16 protein-coding genes are annotated in these 14,911 nt (G+C 73.6%); 8 read left to right on the forward strand and 8 right to left on the reverse strand.

Annotation, left to right across the window (positions count from 1 at the left end; genetic code table 11):
* Positions 1–34 precede the first annotated feature (34 nt).
* Positions 35–643, forward strand: coding sequence for a DNA polymerase ligase N-terminal domain-containing protein (locus ACFOSY_RS30405; RefSeq protein ID WP_394313110.1), 609 nt, complete (start codon positions 35–37; stop codon positions 641–643).
* 27 nt (positions 644–670) lie between these two features.
* On the opposite strand, the gene ACFOSY_RS30410 is transcribed toward ACFOSY_RS30405, so the two are convergent.
* From ACFOSY_RS30410 to ACFOSY_RS30425, 4 genes are all read right to left on the reverse strand, one after another.
* Complete coding sequence (locus ACFOSY_RS30410) at positions 671–3,034, reverse strand: SpoIIE family protein phosphatase (protein ID WP_394313112.1); 2,364 nt, start codon at positions 3,032–3,034, stop codon at positions 671–673.
* Between the two features lie 67 nt (positions 3,035–3,101).
* Positions 3,102–3,569: a peroxiredoxin gene (locus ACFOSY_RS30415; protein WP_394313116.1), complete on the reverse strand. Its 468-nt coding sequence runs from the start codon at positions 3,567–3,569 to the stop codon at positions 3,102–3,104.
* Positions 3,566–3,973, reverse strand: coding sequence for a DoxX family protein (locus ACFOSY_RS30420; protein ID WP_394313118.1), 408 nt, complete (start codon positions 3,971–3,973; stop codon positions 3,566–3,568). The genes ACFOSY_RS30415 and ACFOSY_RS30420 overlap by 4 nt, the downstream gene beginning before the upstream one ends.
* A gap of 70 nt (positions 3,974–4,043) precedes the next feature.
* Positions 4,044–4,547: a MarR family winged helix-turn-helix transcriptional regulator gene (locus ACFOSY_RS30425; protein ID WP_394313120.1), complete on the reverse strand. Its 504-nt coding sequence runs from the start codon at positions 4,545–4,547 to the stop codon at positions 4,044–4,046.
* 253 nt (positions 4,548–4,800) lie between these two features.
* Here ACFOSY_RS30425 and ACFOSY_RS30430 point away from each other — a divergent pair, with 253 nt between their 5' ends.
* The 3 genes from ACFOSY_RS30430 to hemC all read left to right on the forward strand — a co-directional run bounded on the left by ACFOSY_RS30430 (position 4,801) and on the right by hemC (position 7,787).
* The gene (locus ACFOSY_RS30430) at positions 4,801–5,781 is read left to right on the forward strand and encodes an ATP-dependent DNA ligase (protein ID WP_394313123.1); all 981 of its coding nucleotides are present in this window, start codon (positions 4,801–4,803) and stop codon (positions 5,779–5,781) included.
* 186 nt (positions 5,782–5,967) lie between these two features.
* Positions 5,968–6,744 carry an NPP1 family protein gene (locus tag ACFOSY_RS30435; RefSeq protein WP_394313125.1) on the forward strand — a complete coding sequence of 259 codons (777 nt, stop codon included), beginning with the start codon at positions 5,968–5,970 and terminating at the stop codon, positions 6,742–6,744.
* 107 nt (positions 6,745–6,851) lie between these two features.
* Complete coding sequence (gene hemC, locus ACFOSY_RS30440) at positions 6,852–7,787, forward strand: hydroxymethylbilane synthase (RefSeq protein WP_394313126.1); 936 nt, start codon at positions 6,852–6,854, stop codon at positions 7,785–7,787.
* Positions 7,788–7,806: 19 nt separating this feature from the next.
* On the opposite strand, the gene ACFOSY_RS30445 is transcribed toward hemC, so the two are convergent.
* The gene (locus tag ACFOSY_RS30445) at positions 7,807–8,328 is read right to left on the reverse strand and encodes a hypothetical protein (protein WP_394313127.1); all 522 of its coding nucleotides are present in this window, start codon (positions 8,326–8,328) and stop codon (positions 7,807–7,809) included.
* 453 nt (positions 8,329–8,781) lie between these two features.
* Here ACFOSY_RS30445 and ACFOSY_RS30450 point away from each other — a divergent pair, with 453 nt between their 5' ends.
* A complete protein-coding gene (locus tag ACFOSY_RS30450) occupies positions 8,782–9,576 on the forward strand; it encodes an RNA polymerase sigma factor SigF (protein ID WP_394313128.1) in 795 nt (264 codons plus the stop codon).
* A gap of 4 nt (positions 9,577–9,580) precedes the next feature.
* Here ACFOSY_RS30450 and ACFOSY_RS30455 read toward each other — a convergent pair whose 3' ends face one another.
* Entirely contained in the window at positions 9,581–9,901 is a 321-nt protein-coding gene (locus ACFOSY_RS30455; protein WP_442740480.1) for an ANTAR domain-containing protein, read from the reverse strand.
* A gap of 251 nt (positions 9,902–10,152) precedes the next feature.
* Here ACFOSY_RS30455 and ACFOSY_RS30460 point away from each other — a divergent pair, with 251 nt between their 5' ends.
* On the forward strand, positions 10,153–10,956 hold the full coding sequence (locus tag ACFOSY_RS30460; protein ID WP_394313129.1) for a VOC family protein: 804 nt from the start codon (positions 10,153–10,155) through the stop codon (positions 10,954–10,956).
* A gap of 21 nt (positions 10,957–10,977) precedes the next feature.
* On the opposite strand, the gene glgX is transcribed toward ACFOSY_RS30460, so the two are convergent.
* Together glgX and ACFOSY_RS30470 are read right to left on the reverse strand one after the other, a co-directional pair.
* A complete protein-coding gene (gene glgX / locus ACFOSY_RS30465; protein ID WP_394313130.1) occupies positions 10,978–13,122 on the reverse strand; it encodes a glycogen debranching protein GlgX in 2,145 nt (714 codons plus the stop codon).
* Positions 13,119–13,631 carry a pep a2 gene (locus ACFOSY_RS30470; RefSeq protein ID WP_369154567.1) on the reverse strand — a complete coding sequence of 171 codons (513 nt, stop codon included), beginning with the start codon at positions 13,629–13,631 and terminating at the stop codon, positions 13,119–13,121. Before ACFOSY_RS30470 ends, glgX begins: the two co-directional genes overlap by 4 nt.
* Before the next feature lie 358 nt (positions 13,632–13,989).
* On the opposite strand from ACFOSY_RS30470, the gene ACFOSY_RS30475 reads away from it, so the two are divergent.
* Both ACFOSY_RS30475 and ACFOSY_RS30480 read left to right on the forward strand, forming a co-directional pair.
* Positions 13,990–14,292, forward strand: coding sequence for a DUF5133 domain-containing protein (locus ACFOSY_RS30475; RefSeq protein ID WP_033277739.1), 303 nt, complete (start codon positions 13,990–13,992; stop codon positions 14,290–14,292).
* A gap of 73 nt (positions 14,293–14,365) precedes the next feature.
* Positions 14,366–14,911: maltotransferase domain-containing protein (locus tag ACFOSY_RS30480; protein ID WP_394313131.1), on the forward strand; the 546-nt coding region annotated here is incomplete at its 3' end.

Raw genomic sequence — 14,911 nt, forward strand, 5'->3', positions numbered from 1 at the left:
CGCGTACGGACGCACCGGCGAAGGGAGCGGCGCGGTGGGCGGACCGGACCGGCTGGGGGACTACCACGGCAGGCGGCACTTCGACCGGACCGGGGAGCCGCGCGGAGGGACCCCGGGAGAGGCGCAGTCCGCCCGGCCGCGGTTCGTGGTGCAGATCCACGACGCCCGCCGGATGCACTTCGACGTCCGGCTCCAGGTTGGCGACGTGCTGAAGTCGTGGTCGGTGCCGAAGGGCCCGTCCGCCGACCCGCGGGACAAACGTCTCGCCGTGCCGACGGAGGACCACCCGCTGGAGTACGAGGAGTTCGAGGGCGTCATCCCGCGCGGCGAGTACGGCGGGGGCACGGTGATCGTCTGGGACCACGGCACGTACGAGCCGCTGAGCCACGACCGCCGGGGCCGGGCCGTGGACTTCGCCGAGTCGCTGGAGCGCGGCCACGCGACGTTCCGGCTGCACGGCTCGAAGCTGCGCGGCGAGTACGCCCTCACCCGCTTCCGGGGCGGGGACGACGGCGAGGAGGCGTGGCTGCTGGTGCGGGCGGCCAAGGGCGGATCCGGCGGTCGGGGCGCGCCGGACCCCCGCCGGGCCCGTTCCGCCCGTACGGGACGGACGCTCGCGCAGGTCGCGCAGGAGGACGGCTGACCACCAGGGGTCCAGCGGGGCGGCGGGTCAGTGGCGTGGCAGGGCCTGTTCCGCCCAGATGGTCTTGCCGCCGTCCGCCTGCCGGCTTCCCCAGCGCTGGGTGAGCTGGGCGACCAGCAGCAGCCCTCGGCCGCCCTCGTCGAAGGCGTGCGCCCGTCGCAGATGGGGCGAGGTGGAGCTGGCGTCGGTCACCTCGCAGATGAGGCTGCGGTCGCGGATCAGGCGCAGCCGGATCGGGGGCTCCCCGTAGCGGATGGCGTTGGTGACCAGCTCGCTCACCACCAGTTCGGTGACGAAGGAGATGTCCTCCAGGCCCCAGGCGGCCAGCCGGTCGAGCGCCCACTGCCGCACGGGGGCGACCTCCTCGGGGTCCGGGGCGACGTCCCGCGTGGCCACCTGCCCGGCGCCCAGGGCGCGGGTGCGGGCGAGCAGCAGGGCGACGTCGTCGCCGGGCTCCTCGGGCAGCACGTGCTTCAGCACGACGTCGCACAGGGCGTCCAGCGACTCCGCGGGCACCGTCAGGGCGCGGCAGAGCTCCCGGGTGGCGTGGTCGACGTCGCGGTCGCGGCCGTCGACCAGCCCGTCGGTGTAGAACGCGACGACGCATCCCTCCGGCAGCTCCAGCTCGGTCGCCTCGAACGGCATGCCGCCGACGCCCAGCGGAGGTCCCGCGTTCAGCGGCACCAGCCGGCAGGTCCCGTCGGGCATCAGCAGGGCCGGGGCGGGGTGTCCGGCGGCGGCCACCGTCAGCCGGCGGGAGACGGGGTCGTAGACGGCGTACAGGCAGGTGGCGCCGAGTTCCGGCACGTCGTCGCGGTCGTCGGCGGTGAGGTGGGTGACCAGGTCGTCGAGGTGGGTGAGGAGTTCCTCGGGCGGCAGGTCGACGTCCGCGAGGGTGCGCACGGCCGTGCAGAGCCGGCCCATGGTGGCCGTGGAGGGGATGCCGTGTCCGACGACGTCCCCGACGACCAGGGCGACCCGGGTGCCGGACAGCGGGATGACGTCGAACCAGTCGCCGCCGATGCCCGCGGCGGCCGCGGTGGGCAGGTAGCGGTGGGCGATCTCGACGGCGGCCTCTCCGGGCCGCACCTTGGGCAGCAGGCTGTTCTGGAGGGTCAGGGCGGTGGCGCGTTCCCGGGCGAAGCGGCGGGCGTTGTCCACGCACACGGCGGCCCGTCCGGCGATCTCCTCGGCCAGGACGGCGTCGTCCTCGGTGAACGCGTCGGGGCGGACGTTGCGGACGGCGATCGCGACGCCGAGCGTGGTGCCGCGGGCGCGCAGCGGCACGGCCAGCTCCGTGTGGATGCCGGGGGGCGGTGTCGCCGTCCTCCGGGCCGTCCGCAGGGACTGTGCGCCGCGCTCGGCCATCCAGCGGTCGAAGTCCGGCTCGCCCGTCCGGGCGAGCACCGCCGCACCCTCGCGCAGCGCCCGGGCGGGCGGCGAGTAGGGCGGGTAGACGTCGGTGCGGCCGAGGGGGACGACGGTGGCGGGCGCGTTCGGGCCGGCGGAGGCGTGCGCCACGCGGCGCATCACCACGTCGAGGTCGCCGCGCAGCGGGGGCGCCTCCGCGTCGAGCACCCAGTCGAGCAGGTCGACGGCGGCGAAGTCGGCGAAGGCCGGCACGAGCAGCGCCACGAGCTCCTCGGCGGTGCGGACGACGTCGAGGGTGGTGCCGAGGGCGGAGGTGGCCTCGTCGAGCAGGGCCAGCCGGCGGCGGGCGCGGTGCTGCTCGGTGCTGTCCAGGCCGGCCAGCGCGGTGCCGACCACCCGGCCGGTGGTGTCGCGCAGCGGCCACATCTCCACGTCCCACGCCTGCTGGTTCGGGTCGGCGGCGGCCTGGCTGTAGGTCTCGTCGCGCATCGGGCGGCCGGTCTCGGCGACCATGCGCATGTGCCGGTCGATGGCGCGGGTGCCGTCGCTGAGGCCCGTCACGTCCAGGAAGGTCCGGCCGAGCAGGGACTCCTCGGAGCCGCCCATCGCCTCGCAGGCGGCGGCGTTGAGCAGGACGAAACGCTGGTCGGTGTCGCACACCGAGAGGGGCAGGGACGACTGTTCGAAGACCCGGCCGGCCAGCGACGTCTCCCGCTCGCCCGCGGGAGCGGCGGTGATCACGTACCCGGCGTTCCCGTCGCCGGGTCCGGCCAGGGGGCACACGGCGAGCCGGAGCGTCACCGTGCGGCCGTCGGGGTGACGCACGGTGGCGGCTCCCACGGGCAGGGGCGGACGGCCGGGCGGGGTCTCCCCGCTGCCCGGCTCCTCGGCGAGCAGGTCCCGCACGGGACGTCCCACGGCCTCGTCGGCGGAGAACCCGGTCAGCCGCCGGGCTCCCTCGCTCCACCCCGTCACGACGCCGCGGGCATCGACGACCAGCGCGGCGGAGGCGTCGTCCATTGGTCCAGCATCGTCCCGCGGCCGTCGCCTCTCAACCGCGGCGCGTGCGTCCGGGGTGCGGGCCGCCTCAGCCCCGGCGGGCGCGCAGGGCGGCGAGCGCCTTGTCGGCGTGGGCGTTCATGCGCAGCTCGCTGCGCACGACCTCCAGCACGGTCCGGTCCTGGCCGATGACGAAGGTGGCCCGCTTGGTGGGGGCGACGGAGATGCCCCGCCTGACGCCGAACATCTCGCGGAGGGCGCCGTCGGCGTCGGACAGCAGGGGCATGCCGAGGGTGTGCCGTCCGGCGAACTCGGCCTGGCGTTCCACCGGGTCCGCGCTGACGCCGACCGGGCGGGCGCCCACCTCGGCGAACTCGGCGGCGAGATCACGGAAGTGGCAGGCCTCGGCGGTGCAGCCGGGGCTCAGGGCGGCGGGGTAGAAGAACAGCACGACCGGGCCGTCGGCGAGCAGCTCGGACAGCCGCCGGACGGTGCCGGTCTCGTCCGGCGCGGCGAAGTCCTCGACCGTGTCGCCCTTCTCCACGCGCGCGCTCATGCCCTGCCCCCCGTGTTTCCGGCGTTTCCGGTGTGTCCGGCGTTCTTGGCGACGCCGCGCGCCCACAGCACCAGCGGCACCTGCAGCGGCAGCCGTCCGAGCGCGGCGGCCCGCTGGGGGGCGGGGCGGTGCCGCCAGTCGACGGCCATCTTCACGTTGGCGGGGAACACCCCGACGAAGAACGCCGCCGCGGCGAGGGCGGCGGCCTTGCGGGTGCGGGGCAGCGCCAGTCCGGCGGCCAGCGCGAGCTCGGCGGCGCCGCTGGCGTACGTCCAGGAGCGGGGCGAGCCGGGCAGGGAGCGCGGGACGATGTGGTCGAACTGCCGGGGCGCGGCGAAGTGGGCGGTGCCCGCGGCGGCCAGCAGGCCGGCGAGCAGCAGGGGCGAGCGTGCGGACCGTGACACGGTTCCTCCTCCGGTGACTGCCGCGCAGGTTACCGGACGGTAAGGCAGGGGCGGCACGGGAGGGTCGGGCTCAGTCCGCCGGGGACCGGTCGTCCATGCCGGCCGCGTGGGCGAGGAAGTCGTCGACCATGCGGTGGAAGAGCGTGGCCAGCGTGTGCAGGTCCTCCGCGGACCAGCCGGCGAGGGCGTCCTGCATGCTGCGGACCCCGGTCTCGCGGATCCGGGCGACGGCGTCCCGGCCGGCGTCGGTGAGCTCGATGCGCTGGGCGCGGCGGTCGTCGGGGTCGGGGACGCGGACGACGTGGCCGGACCTCTCCAGGTGCTGCACCGTGCGCGTGACGTGCGAGGCCTCCACCCCCAGGCGCGCCGCCAGCTCCCCGGGCCGCATCGGCTCCGCGTCGGCCATGTTCCGCAGCAGCGCCGCCCCGGCCCGGTCCAGGGGCACTCCCGCCGCGGCCATCAGCCGCTCGTGCTGCCGGGCGCGCGAGGTGAGGTAGGTGATGCGGTACAGCGCGCGCTCGATCTCGATCACTTCCGGGGAGGCGGAGACGTCGGAAGGCGGGGGTGTGGACATGGCCGCACTTTACCATCTCATTGCGTAACTCAATCAATTGAGCGGCTAGGAACGGAGGATTCCGCTCCGGCCCCGCCCGGCCCCGCCCGGCCCCGCCCGGCCCCGCCCGGCCCCGTTCCGGCCCCGCCCGGCCCCGTTCCGACCCTGCTCCGCCCCCGTTCCCGAGCTGCTCCAGCCCCGTTCGGCCGCTCCGTTCGGGCGAAACAGCGAGGCCGGACGCGTGGAGCCGGGCGGCCGCGTCCACACCTCACCCGTGACCCTGCCGCTGATCCCGCCCATGCTCGCCACGCCCGGCCGGCTGCCGCCCCCGTCGGCGGACGCGCGCTGGGCGTACGAGACCAAGCAGGACGGGCAGCGGGCGGTGGTGTACCTCGCGGGTGACGGCGGCATCGTGCTGCGCGCCCGGTCCGGCCAGGACATCACCGGCGCCTACCCCGAGCTGCGTCCGCTGGCGACCGCGCTCGGGTCGCGGTCCGCCGTGCTGGACGGGGAGATCCTCGCCCTCGACGCGGAGGGCCGGGCCAGCTTCCAGCTGCTCCAGTCGCGGATGGGCCTGGCCCACTCCCCCGCCCGCGCGGCCCGACGGGCGGAGACGGTGCCGGTGCATCTGATCCTCTTCGACGTGATGCACCTGGACGGCCGGTCGCTGCTCCGCGAGCCGTACGTCCGCCGCCGCGAGGAGCTGCTGGGCCTCGGGCTCGACGGGCCGTTCTGGTCCACCCCGGCCGCGCTCGTGGGTCACGGCGCCCAGGCGCTGCGGGCCACGGCCGAGCACGGCCTGGAGGGTCTGGTGTGCAAGCGGCTGGACTCGGTGTACGAGCCGGGGGTCCGCTCCCGCGCCTGGATCAAGATCCGCAACATGCGCAGCGAGGACGTGCTGGTCGGCGGCTGGCTGCCGGGCAAGGGCCGGCTGACCGGGCTGCCGGGCGCCGTCCTGGTCGGGCAGCGGGCGGGGGGCCGGCTGCGGTACGTGGGGGGCGTGGGCACCGGCTGGAGCGAGACCGAACGCACCGAGCTGGCCGCGCTGTTGAAGGCCGCGGCGAGCGACGTGTGCCCCTTCGACCCGCCGCCCGCCGTCCCGGGCGCCCGCTGGGTGGTGCCCCGGCTGGTCGGCGAGGTGCGCTACAGCACCCGCACCCGGGAGGGGATGCTGCGCCAGCCGTCCTGGCTGCGGCTCCGGCCGGACCTGGCGCCCGAGGACGCGGCGGCCGACCTCCCCGACGACCCGGTGTGATCCGGGAGCGGCCCCGTCCCGCCCGGGCCGCGCTCCCGCGCCGACACCCACGCTTCCCGCCGTCGACACCGACATTTCCCCGCCCACACCCCGATCCCCTCTTGGCATGCGCACGTCTGACCGGGATGCTGTGAACTCCCCAGCCCCCCACAGCAGTTGGGCTGCGCCTGTCCCGAGGAGGACGCAGTGTCATCGAGCACGTCCCGTACACACGCCAGGAGATGGCTGACCGGCCTGGCCGGTGCGGCCGCCCTGGTCGTCGCCCTGCCCGCCACGGCCTTCGCCGCTCCCCCGCCCGCGCTTCCGGCCAACGCCGACGCCCTGGAGAGCACCTACCAGCCGGCCTTCGACTACGACACCGACGGCTGCTACTCCACGGCGGCGATCGGCCCGGACGGCACCCTCAACCCCGGCCTGAACCCGACCGGCGCCCTCAACGGCAACTGCCGCGACGCGTCCGACCTGGACACCACCAACAGCTACTCGCGCGCCACGTGCAACAACGGCTGGTGCGCCGTGGTCTACGCGCTCTACTTCGAGAAGGACCAGGCCATCCCCGGAGTGAGTCTCGGCGGCCACCGCCACGACTGGGAGCACGTGGTGGTGTGGGTGCAGAACGACACCGTGCAGTACGTGGCGACGTCCAACCACGGCTCGTTCACGATCCACCCCCGCTCGTCGGTGCGCTTCGAGGGCACCCACGCGAAGGTCGTCTACCACAAGGACGGCATCAGCACCCACTGCTTCCGCCTGGCGGGCGCGGGCGACGAACCGCCGGAGAACCACAAGGGCGCCTGGCAGTACCCGCCGCTGGTCGGCTGGAACGGCTATCCCCCGGGCCTGCGCGAGAAGCTCGTCGCCCACGACTTCGGCAGCGCCCACTTCGGCCTGAAGGACGGCAGCTTCGCCTCCCACCTCGCCGCCGCCAAGCCGTCCGGCATTCCCTTCGACCCCAACGGGTGACCTTCACCCTCGGCCCGAACACATGACCGTCATGGGTGAGTTGACGCCAGGGGGCACGACACGGTGCCCCCGGCACGGGAGGGCCGGCGGGGGTCTATCGTGGCGGCATGGCCGTCCCGGAACTGATCCGTATCGTCTCCCGCGACTCGCCCATGGCGCTGGCCCAGGTGGAGCGCGTCCGCGCCGAGTTGACCGCAGCCCACCCCGGCGTGCGCACCGAGGTCGTCCCCGTGCGCACGACCGGGGACAAGTGGCTGGGCGACCTGTCGAAGGTCGAGGGCAAGGGCGCGTTCACCAAGGAGGTGGACGCCGCGCTGCTGGCCGGCGAGGCGGATCTCGCGGTGCACTGCGTGAAGGACGTCCCCGCCGACCGGCCGCTCCCGGCGGGCACGGTGTTCGCGGCGTTCCTGGAGCGGGACGACGTCCGCGACGCGCTGGTGCACCCGGACGGTCTCCCTCTGGACGAGCTGCCGCCCGGCACCCGCGTCGGGACCTCCTCGGTGCGCCGGGTCGCGCAGCTCGCCGCCACCCATCCGCAGCTGCGGTGCGTGCCGCTGCGCGGGAACGCCAACCGGCGGCTGGCGAAGCTGGCCGAGGGCGAGGTGGACGCGCTGCTGCTCGCGGCCGCCGGCCTGGAGCGGATCGGCCGGACCGACGCGATCAGCGAGGTGCTGTCCCCTGACGTGATGCTGCCGCCGGTCGGCGCGGGCGTCCTCGCCCTGCAGTGCCGGGAGGACGACACCGGTCTGATCGAGGCCGTCGCCGTCCTCAACCACCCCGGCACGCACCGCGAGACCACCGCCGAGCGCATGCTGCTGCACGTCCTGCAAGGGCACTGCAACAGCCCGATCGCCGGGCTCGCCCGCGTGGACGGCAGCGGTGAACTGTCCCTGCGCGCCTGCGTGTTCACCCCGGACGGCAAGACCCGGCTGAACGCCCACGAGTGGGCGGGGCGACTGGACCCGGCGACGCTCGGCACCTCGGTCGCCGTGGCGCTGCTGCGTCAGGGCGCCCGCGAGGTCATCGACGGCATCCCGCACTGAACCTCCCGGGGCGGGCGGGTCAGGCGGTGCCCTCCTCCGCCTGCTCCTGGAGGAACAGGCTGACCTGCTGGGCGAGGCTCTCCCGGGCCGTCCCGGCCGTCGCGCCCGGCGCGGGTTCGAGGACGCCGACGCCGCCCGTCCACAGCCGGCGTCCGGCCCACTCCTCGTCGGCGCGCACCTGCACCTGGACGTCGACCTGCGCCAGCGACGCCTCGGGCGCGGCCGCGTAGACCACGGCGGTGGCGCGGCGCAGCGGATAGACGTCGAATCCCTCGATGAATTGCGAGTTGCGCCAGTCGATGAATGCGCTCTCGCCGTCGGGGCCGGTGCGCACGTCGATCTGGCCGTCCTCGAGATGAATGCACACGGGGCGCTCGCCCCGGTTCTCCACGGTCACCCGGACCCGGAAGTACGACAGCCCTTCGGCGGCGTCGTCCCGCCCGCGCGGCGGCTCGCCCGCTTCCAGACGATGGACGCGGACCCGCAGACCGGCATGCTCGTCGTACTCCTGCCAGTCCCCGACCACGTTCGGCTCGTACACAGTGCACCTCTCGACTTCTGTCCGCTGCTTCCTATCTGTGGGCTCAGCGCACTGTCAAATGAGCGGAATGCGCTGTGGTCAGGCAGTTCGCCCCAGCTGATCGCCGATCAAGCGCTGCGCAGGAGGAATCGCCCGCCGGGAGTGCCGGCGCACCGCGGGGGCGTGCCGTACATCACGTCCGGCGGGGTGATCGCCCCGCACCCGTGGCGCACCGCGCCCGTGCTCCGCCCGCCCGGTCCACCATCCGCGCCCCGGCCTGCCGCTTTTCACGCCCTGAATTCTCTCGATTTCACAGCGTGCGCATTTCCGAATTCAACGGACGACGCCTGCGACGCTTTTCCTCTGAGCCGTTTTGAAATCGCGGCGCACCGGGAAAGGAATTCTCAGTGCTTCGGACAGGAGGCACGTCCGTGTTCTGTCCATCCGGCACCCGCTCAGGGAGGTGCGCGCGTGATGCGTACCGCGAGTCCCAGGAAGCCCCACTCCCACGACGACGCCCCCGAGACGGCCCGTGCCTTCGAGCGTCTGGCCGGTCTGCCCGACGGGCCGGAGCGCCGGAGGCTGCGCGACGAGCTGGTCACGGCGTGGCTGCCGATGGCCGAGCGCATCGCCGTGCGGTTCCGGGGGCGCGGAGAGGCCCTGGAGGATCTGTACCAGGTGGCGGCCCTGGGACTGGTGAAGGCCGTCGACCACTACGACCCGGCCCGCGGGAACGCCTTCGAGGCGTACGCGGTGCCGACCGTGACCGGTGAGATCAAGCGCCACTTCCGCGACCACATGTGGACCCTGCACGTGCCGCGCCGGGTGCAGGACCTGCGCAACCGGGTGCGCACCGCGGCCAAGGAACTGTCGCAGACCACGCCGGGGCGGGCGCCCACGGTCGCCGAGATCGCCGCGCACACCCGGCTGACGGAGGACGAGGTGCGCACCGGCATGGAGGCCCTGGAGTGCTTCTCCGCGCTCTCGCTGGAGGCGGAGATGCCGGGCACCGACGGGTACGCCCTGGGCGACTCGATCGGCGGCCCCGACCCGGCGTACGACGCCGTCGTGGACCGGGTGGCGGTGCGGCCGTGTCTGGAGGCGCTGCCGGAGCGGGAGCGGCTCATCCTCTACCTGCGCTTCTTCAGGGGGATGACGCAGAGCGGCATCGCCGACCAGCTGGGCATCTCCCAGATGCACGTCTCCCGGCTGCTGAGCAGCTGCTTCGCCCAGGTGCGTGAGGAACTGGCGTCGGCCGACGCCTGCTGAGCGCTCAGGGCTCCGGGGGGACGTCCGGGAGGCGGGTGGGGCCGAGACGGTCGAGGGTCTCCTCGAGGACCGTGCGGACCTCGGCGGGCAGGGCGCCCGTGCGGCCCCAGACGAGGATCATGTCGGCGATGCTGCGGAGCTTGATGTTGGTCCGCTGGGACACCTCCTTCAGCACCGTCCAGCCCTGGTCGGGCGAGACCCGCCCGAGCGCGACGATCATTCCGATGGCCTGGTCGACCACCGCGTGCGAGACGACCGCGTCCTTCAGCTGCTGGACTTCCTCCTCCAGCTGGAGGATCCGGTCCGCGCCCCCGTCCGTGGGCATGGTCACCTCCGGTTCCGGTGTGGCGCTCTCCCGGCGCCTGCGCCAAGTGCTTGAGTGCCTTCACCCAGTGTCCGATCCCTCCATGGTCGCCACTCGGACCGCCCCCTGCCACCGGGGTGGCCCGCGGGTGACCGGGGTCACCGTTTCGGGGCCGCCGCCGGGGTACTCGGCAGGCGCCCGGGCATGTGCCGCGCGGACACTGGTGCCATCCGGGTGGCTGCCGGGCCGACGAAGATCAGGACGCGACCGCTATGAATCACGACATGACCTCCTCCGCCGGCTCGACGGGCGTCGTGTCGACGCACGCCGTGTACGGGGCGCCCTGCTGGGTGAGTCTGACCAGCCGGGATCTGAAGACCACCGAGGAGTTCTACACCGCCGTCCTGGGCTGGGAGTGGCGTCCGATGCGGCTGGGCGACCAGTTCCGGGTCGCGCTCGCGGCCGGCCGGCCGGTGGCGGGCATCGCCGCGGTCGCCGGCATGTGGCAGATGGCCGTGGCGTGGACGCCGTACTTCGCGGTGCGCAGCGCCGACGAGGCGGCGGCGCGGGTGCAGGAGCGCGGGGGGACCGCCGCGGTGGGCCCGATCTCGCTGCCGCCCGGGCGCGCGGCGCTGCTCGCGGACCGGGACGGGGCGACGTTCGGCGTGTGGGAGGGCGAGCTGTTCTCCGACTGGCCCACCTGGCGCCGGGCGCAGCTGGCGTTCGTGCGACTGCACACCCGGGACGCCTTCGACGCGGCGATCTTCTACGGCGAGGTCTTCGACTGGGCGTCCGGCCGGCCCGGCGGCTGCGAGGTGCACTACGAGGGCGAGGAGGTGGTGCTGCGCAGCGACGGTGACGTGGTCGCGCGCATCACCTCGGGGGCGCTGGGGTCGGCGCCCGACCCGCGGATCCGGCCGCACTGGCAGGTCCACTTCACCGTGGAGGACGTGGCGGCCTGCGCCCGCGCCGCCGAGGAGCACGGGGGCACCGTGCTGACCCTGGACCCCGAGGAGGCGGTGCTGCGCGACAACGAGGGCGCCCGTTTCACGGTCACCTCGCGTCGCGAGCACTGACGCCTCCCCGGGGCCGCCCGGTCACCGCGAGGTGCGGGACGGGCGGGACAGCAGCACCAGGCTGCGGGCGTCCACGGTCAGCCGGGTGCCCGCCTTGCGCTCCGCCTCGTCGGGGGTGCCGTCCGGGTCGGCGGTGTCGATCAGCGCCGTCCACCGCTCGCCGTAGGCGGCGTCCGGCAGCCGGAAGCCGACCGGTTCCCAGTGGCTGTTGAGCAGCAGCAGGAACGAGTCGTCGACGACGGGCCGGCCGCGCGGGTCCGGTTCGGCGATGGCGTCGCCGTTGAGGAACACGCCGACCGAGTGCGCGTCGGAGCGCATCCAGTCGTCGTCGCTCATCTCCCGCGCGTCCGGCGCCAGCCACACCAGGTCGGGCAGCGGCTGGTCGGCGTTCCGCGGGGTCTCGCCCCGGAAGAACCGGCGCCGGCGCAGCACCGGGTGGTCCCGGCGCAGGGCGATCAGCCGGCGGGCGAAGCCGAGCAAAGCCTGCTGCTCGTCGCCGAGCTCCCAGTCGATCCAGCTGATCTCGTTGTCCTGGCAGTAGGCGTTGTTGTTGCCGCCCTGGGTACGGCCCAGCTCGTCGCCGTGGGAGAGCATCGGGATGCCCTGCGACAGCAGCAGCGTGGCCAGGAAGTTGCGCTGCTGCCGGGCGCGCAGTTCCCGCACGGCCGGGTCGCGGGTCGGGCCCTCCGCGCCGCAGTTCCAGGACCGGTTGTCGCTCTCGCCGTCCTGGTTGTCCTCGCCGTTGGCCTCGTTGTGCTTGTCGTTGTACGAGACCAGGTCGCGCAGGGTGAAACCGTCGTGCGCGGTGACGAAGTTGACGCTGGCGCGGGGCCGGCGCCGGTGGTGGGCGTACAGGTCGGAGGAGCCGGTGAGCCGGGAGGCGAACTCGCCGAGGGTGTGGTCCTCGCCGCGCCAGAAGTCCCGTACGGCGTCCCGGTACTTGCCGTTCCACTCCGACCACAGGGGCGGGAAGTTGCCGACCTGGTAGCCGCCTTCGCCGACGTCCCAGGGTTCCGCGATGAGCTTGACGCGGCTGATCACCGGGTCCTGCTGGATCAGGTCGAAGAACGCCGACAGCCGGTCCACCTCGTGGAACTGCCGCGCCAGCGTGGCCGCGAGGTCGAAGCGGAAGCCGTCGACATGCATCTCGGTGACCCAGTACCGCAGCGAGTCCATGATGAGCTGGAGCACGTACGGGTGGCGCATCAGCAGGCTGTTGCCGGTGCCGGTGGTGTCGTAGTAGTGGCGCCAGTCGCCGTCCACCAGGCGGTAGTACGAGGAGTTGTCGATGCCCCGGAAGGAGAGGGTGGGGCCCTTCTCGTTGCCCTCGGCGGTGTGGTTGTAGACGACGTCGAGGATCACCTCGAGCCCGGCCGCGTGCAGCGCCTTCACCATCTCCTTGAACTCCGTGACCTGCTGGCCGCGGGTGCCGTGGGCGGAGTAGGCGTTGTGCGGGGCGAAGAAGCCGATGGTGTTGTAGCCCCAGTAGTTGGCCAGGCCGCGGCCCTGGAGCACGCCGTCCTGGACGAACTGGTGCACCGGCATCAGCTCCACCGCGGTGACGCCGAGCGAGGTGAGGTGCTCGATCACCGAGGGGTGCGCAAGACCCGCGTAGGTGCCGCGCAGTTCGGGCGGGACGTCGGGGTGGGTGCGGGTCAGCCCCTTGACGTGGGTCTCGTAGATCACGGTGTCGGAGTAGGGGCGGCAGGGGCGCTTGTCGTCGCCCCAGTCGAAGGCGGGGTCGGTCACCACGCCGAGCATGGTGTGGCCGGCGCTGTCCGCCGGGTCGGGCCCCTGCGGGTTCCGCTCGTACAGCGAGGGGTGGTTGTCGATCTGGCCGTCGACCGCCGTGGCGTACGGGTCGAGCAGCAGCTTCGCCGGGTTGCAGCGGTGGCCGGCGGCCGGGGCCCAGGGGCCGTGCACGCGGTAGCCGTAGCGCTGCCCGGGTCCGACGCCGGGGAGGTAGCCGTGCCAGACGAAGCCGTCGACCTCGGTGAGCCGCACGGTGCGGAGCCGGCCGTCGTCGTCGGCCAGGACCAGGTCGACGCGTTCGGCGACCTCGCTGAACAGCGCGAAGTTGGTGCCCTCGCCGTCGTAGGAGGCACCCAGCGGGTAGGGGCGCCCGCTCCAGGCGGGCGCCCCTTTCCGGTTGTGTCGCCGGGTCACCGGACCTCCTCCAGGAGGCCGCCGGGCGTTCGGACCCGGGCGGTGACCGTGGAGACGCTCACCTCACGGGGCAGGTCCAGGCCCTCGCTCTCGCGCGGGTCGGGCGTGGTGGGGACGAGGGGCACGCGTTCGCCGGCCCGGGCGCGCTGCGAGAACCAGATGACCTTGCTGCCGGTCTCGGTGGCGCAGCAGCCCCAGCCGTCGCTGCTGGCGGCGAGGTGCTCGAGGCAGCCGCGCAGCTCCTGGTCGGGGCGCAGGGCGCGGTCGTTGTCCGCGATGGCCGTGATCAGGTGCTGCCCGTTCCACCACATCTCGATGGAGGTGTTCTTGTCGGTGGCGTGCTCGTCGATGGCGCGGAGCAGCATCTCGGTGCCGCCGCAGACGGGCTCCATGAGGTTCTCCAGGTCCCAGAACCGGAGGTGAGCGGCCAGTATCCGGCTGACCTGTCCCACCCTCTCCGGGCTGACTTCCACGTCGAGGTGGTAGTAGCAGGGCACTGCGGTCTTCATCGTCGTGGCTCCTCACCGCGAAGCTCGCGCTCCTCCCGCCCGGCGGACGGGCCCCCGGACACGGAACGTGAGCGGGTGTCGCTTCTGAGTCACCTTCAGACTGAGGGGGTTGGTCCATTCGTGCAACACGAGCGCACGGGTGAGACACAGGGGACCGCATCTGAGCGCTCCGGAACCCTGTGACCTGCGCGCTCACCGCGGAGCGATGGTTGAAATTCCAACAAGACGTTGGGTCACTGTCCGTGCACCATGAGTGAAGACCTCGATCGCCGTTACGGGTCCGTGCACCGGTGCGCACGGCTCCGCCCGACCGTCGGGACAACGCGCACCCATCGAGCCCCGGAAAGGTGAACGGCGCATGCTGCTACCCGCAAAAGCCGAAGTTGCCCGGCAGTTGCGTCGCTACCGGGCCTGGGAACGCGTGATGCTGGCCGCCCCCGCCGACCACACGGTGCGGGCGACCTTCGAGGACTCCGGCTACACCCTCTGCGTGCTCATGGGGAAGCGCTGCGCGCGGGAGGCGGCCGACGCCGCCGAAAGGTATCTGCGCACCACGCTCGTCACCTATCTGCAGGAACAGAACGACCGGCCCCGTCCGGCCGCCACGGTCCGACGGGGCCCGCCCGCCGTCGAGCGGCGCTCTCCGGCGGGAAGGCAATGACCTTCCCGCCTCCATGTGGTCCCACGCCCGGGCGCCTGCCCGGGCATCGCGAGCGGCGGAGGTGCACAGGCCCATGAAGACGACCCCGACCATCGGTCGTGTCCCGGTACGGGACGTCCGGCCGTGCGTCGACCACGGCAGGCGGCCGGCGAAGGCCGTCGTCGGCGAGGCGTTCGAGGTGACGGCGACCGTGTTCCGGGAGGGACACGACGCGGTGGCCGCCAATGTGGTGCTCAAGGACCCGGAGGGACGTCCGGGCCCGTTCACACCGATGCGGGAACTGGCCCCCGGCACGGACCGGTGGGGCGCGGAGGTGGCCGCGGACGCGCCCGGCCACTGGACCTACCGCGTCGAGGCCTGGGGCGATCCCGTGACGACCTGGCGGAACGTCGCCACCGTCAAGGTCCCGGCCGGCATCGACACCGGGCTGGTCCTGGAGGAGGGCGCCGACCTGTTCGCGCGCGCCGCGGCCGGGGTGCCGCGCGACGCCGGACAGGACGTGATCCTCGCGGCGGCCGAGACGCTGCGCGACGACACCCTGCCCTGTGCCACCCGGCTGGCGGCGGCGCTGACGCCGGAGGTGGACGCGGTGCTGGCCAGGCATCCGCTGCGGGAGCTG

Origin of the sequence: Streptomyces lusitanus, assembly GCF_042647945.1 — a bacterium.
Classification (GTDB): domain Bacteria; phylum Actinomycetota; class Actinomycetes; order Streptomycetales; family Streptomycetaceae; genus Streptomyces; species Streptomyces pseudogriseolus.

Excerpts from the sequence above, each read along its gene's own strand:
- ACFOSY_RS30410 (WP_394313112.1), bottom strand. The coding sequence starts at position 3,034 with ATGGACGACGCCTCCGCCGCGCTGGTCGTCGATGCCCGCGGCGTCGTG.
- ACFOSY_RS30415 (WP_394313116.1), bottom strand. The coding sequence starts at position 3,569 with ATGAGCGCGCGCGTGGAGAAGGGCGACACGGTCGAGGACTTCGCCGCG.
- ACFOSY_RS30425 (WP_394313120.1), bottom strand. The coding sequence starts at position 4,547 with ATGTCCACACCCCCGCCTTCCGACGTCTCCGCCTCCCCGGAAGTGATC.
- hemC (WP_394313126.1), top strand. The coding sequence starts at position 6,852 with ATGGCCGTCCCGGAACTGATCCGTATCGTCTCCCGCGACTCGCCCATG.
- ACFOSY_RS30450 (WP_394313128.1), top strand. The coding sequence starts at position 8,782 with ATGCGTACCGCGAGTCCCAGGAAGCCCCACTCCCACGACGACGCCCCC.
- ACFOSY_RS30455 (WP_442740480.1), bottom strand. The coding sequence starts at position 9,901 with ATGCCCACGGACGGGGGCGCGGACCGGATCCTCCAGCTGGAGGAGGAA.
- ACFOSY_RS30460 (WP_394313129.1), top strand. The coding sequence starts at position 10,153 with ATGAATCACGACATGACCTCCTCCGCCGGCTCGACGGGCGTCGTGTCG.
- ACFOSY_RS30470 (WP_369154567.1), bottom strand. The coding sequence starts at position 13,631 with ATGAAGACCGCAGTGCCCTGCTACTACCACCTCGACGTGGAAGTCAGC.
- ACFOSY_RS30475 (WP_033277739.1), top strand. The coding sequence starts at position 13,990 with ATGCTGCTACCCGCAAAAGCCGAAGTTGCCCGGCAGTTGCGTCGCTAC.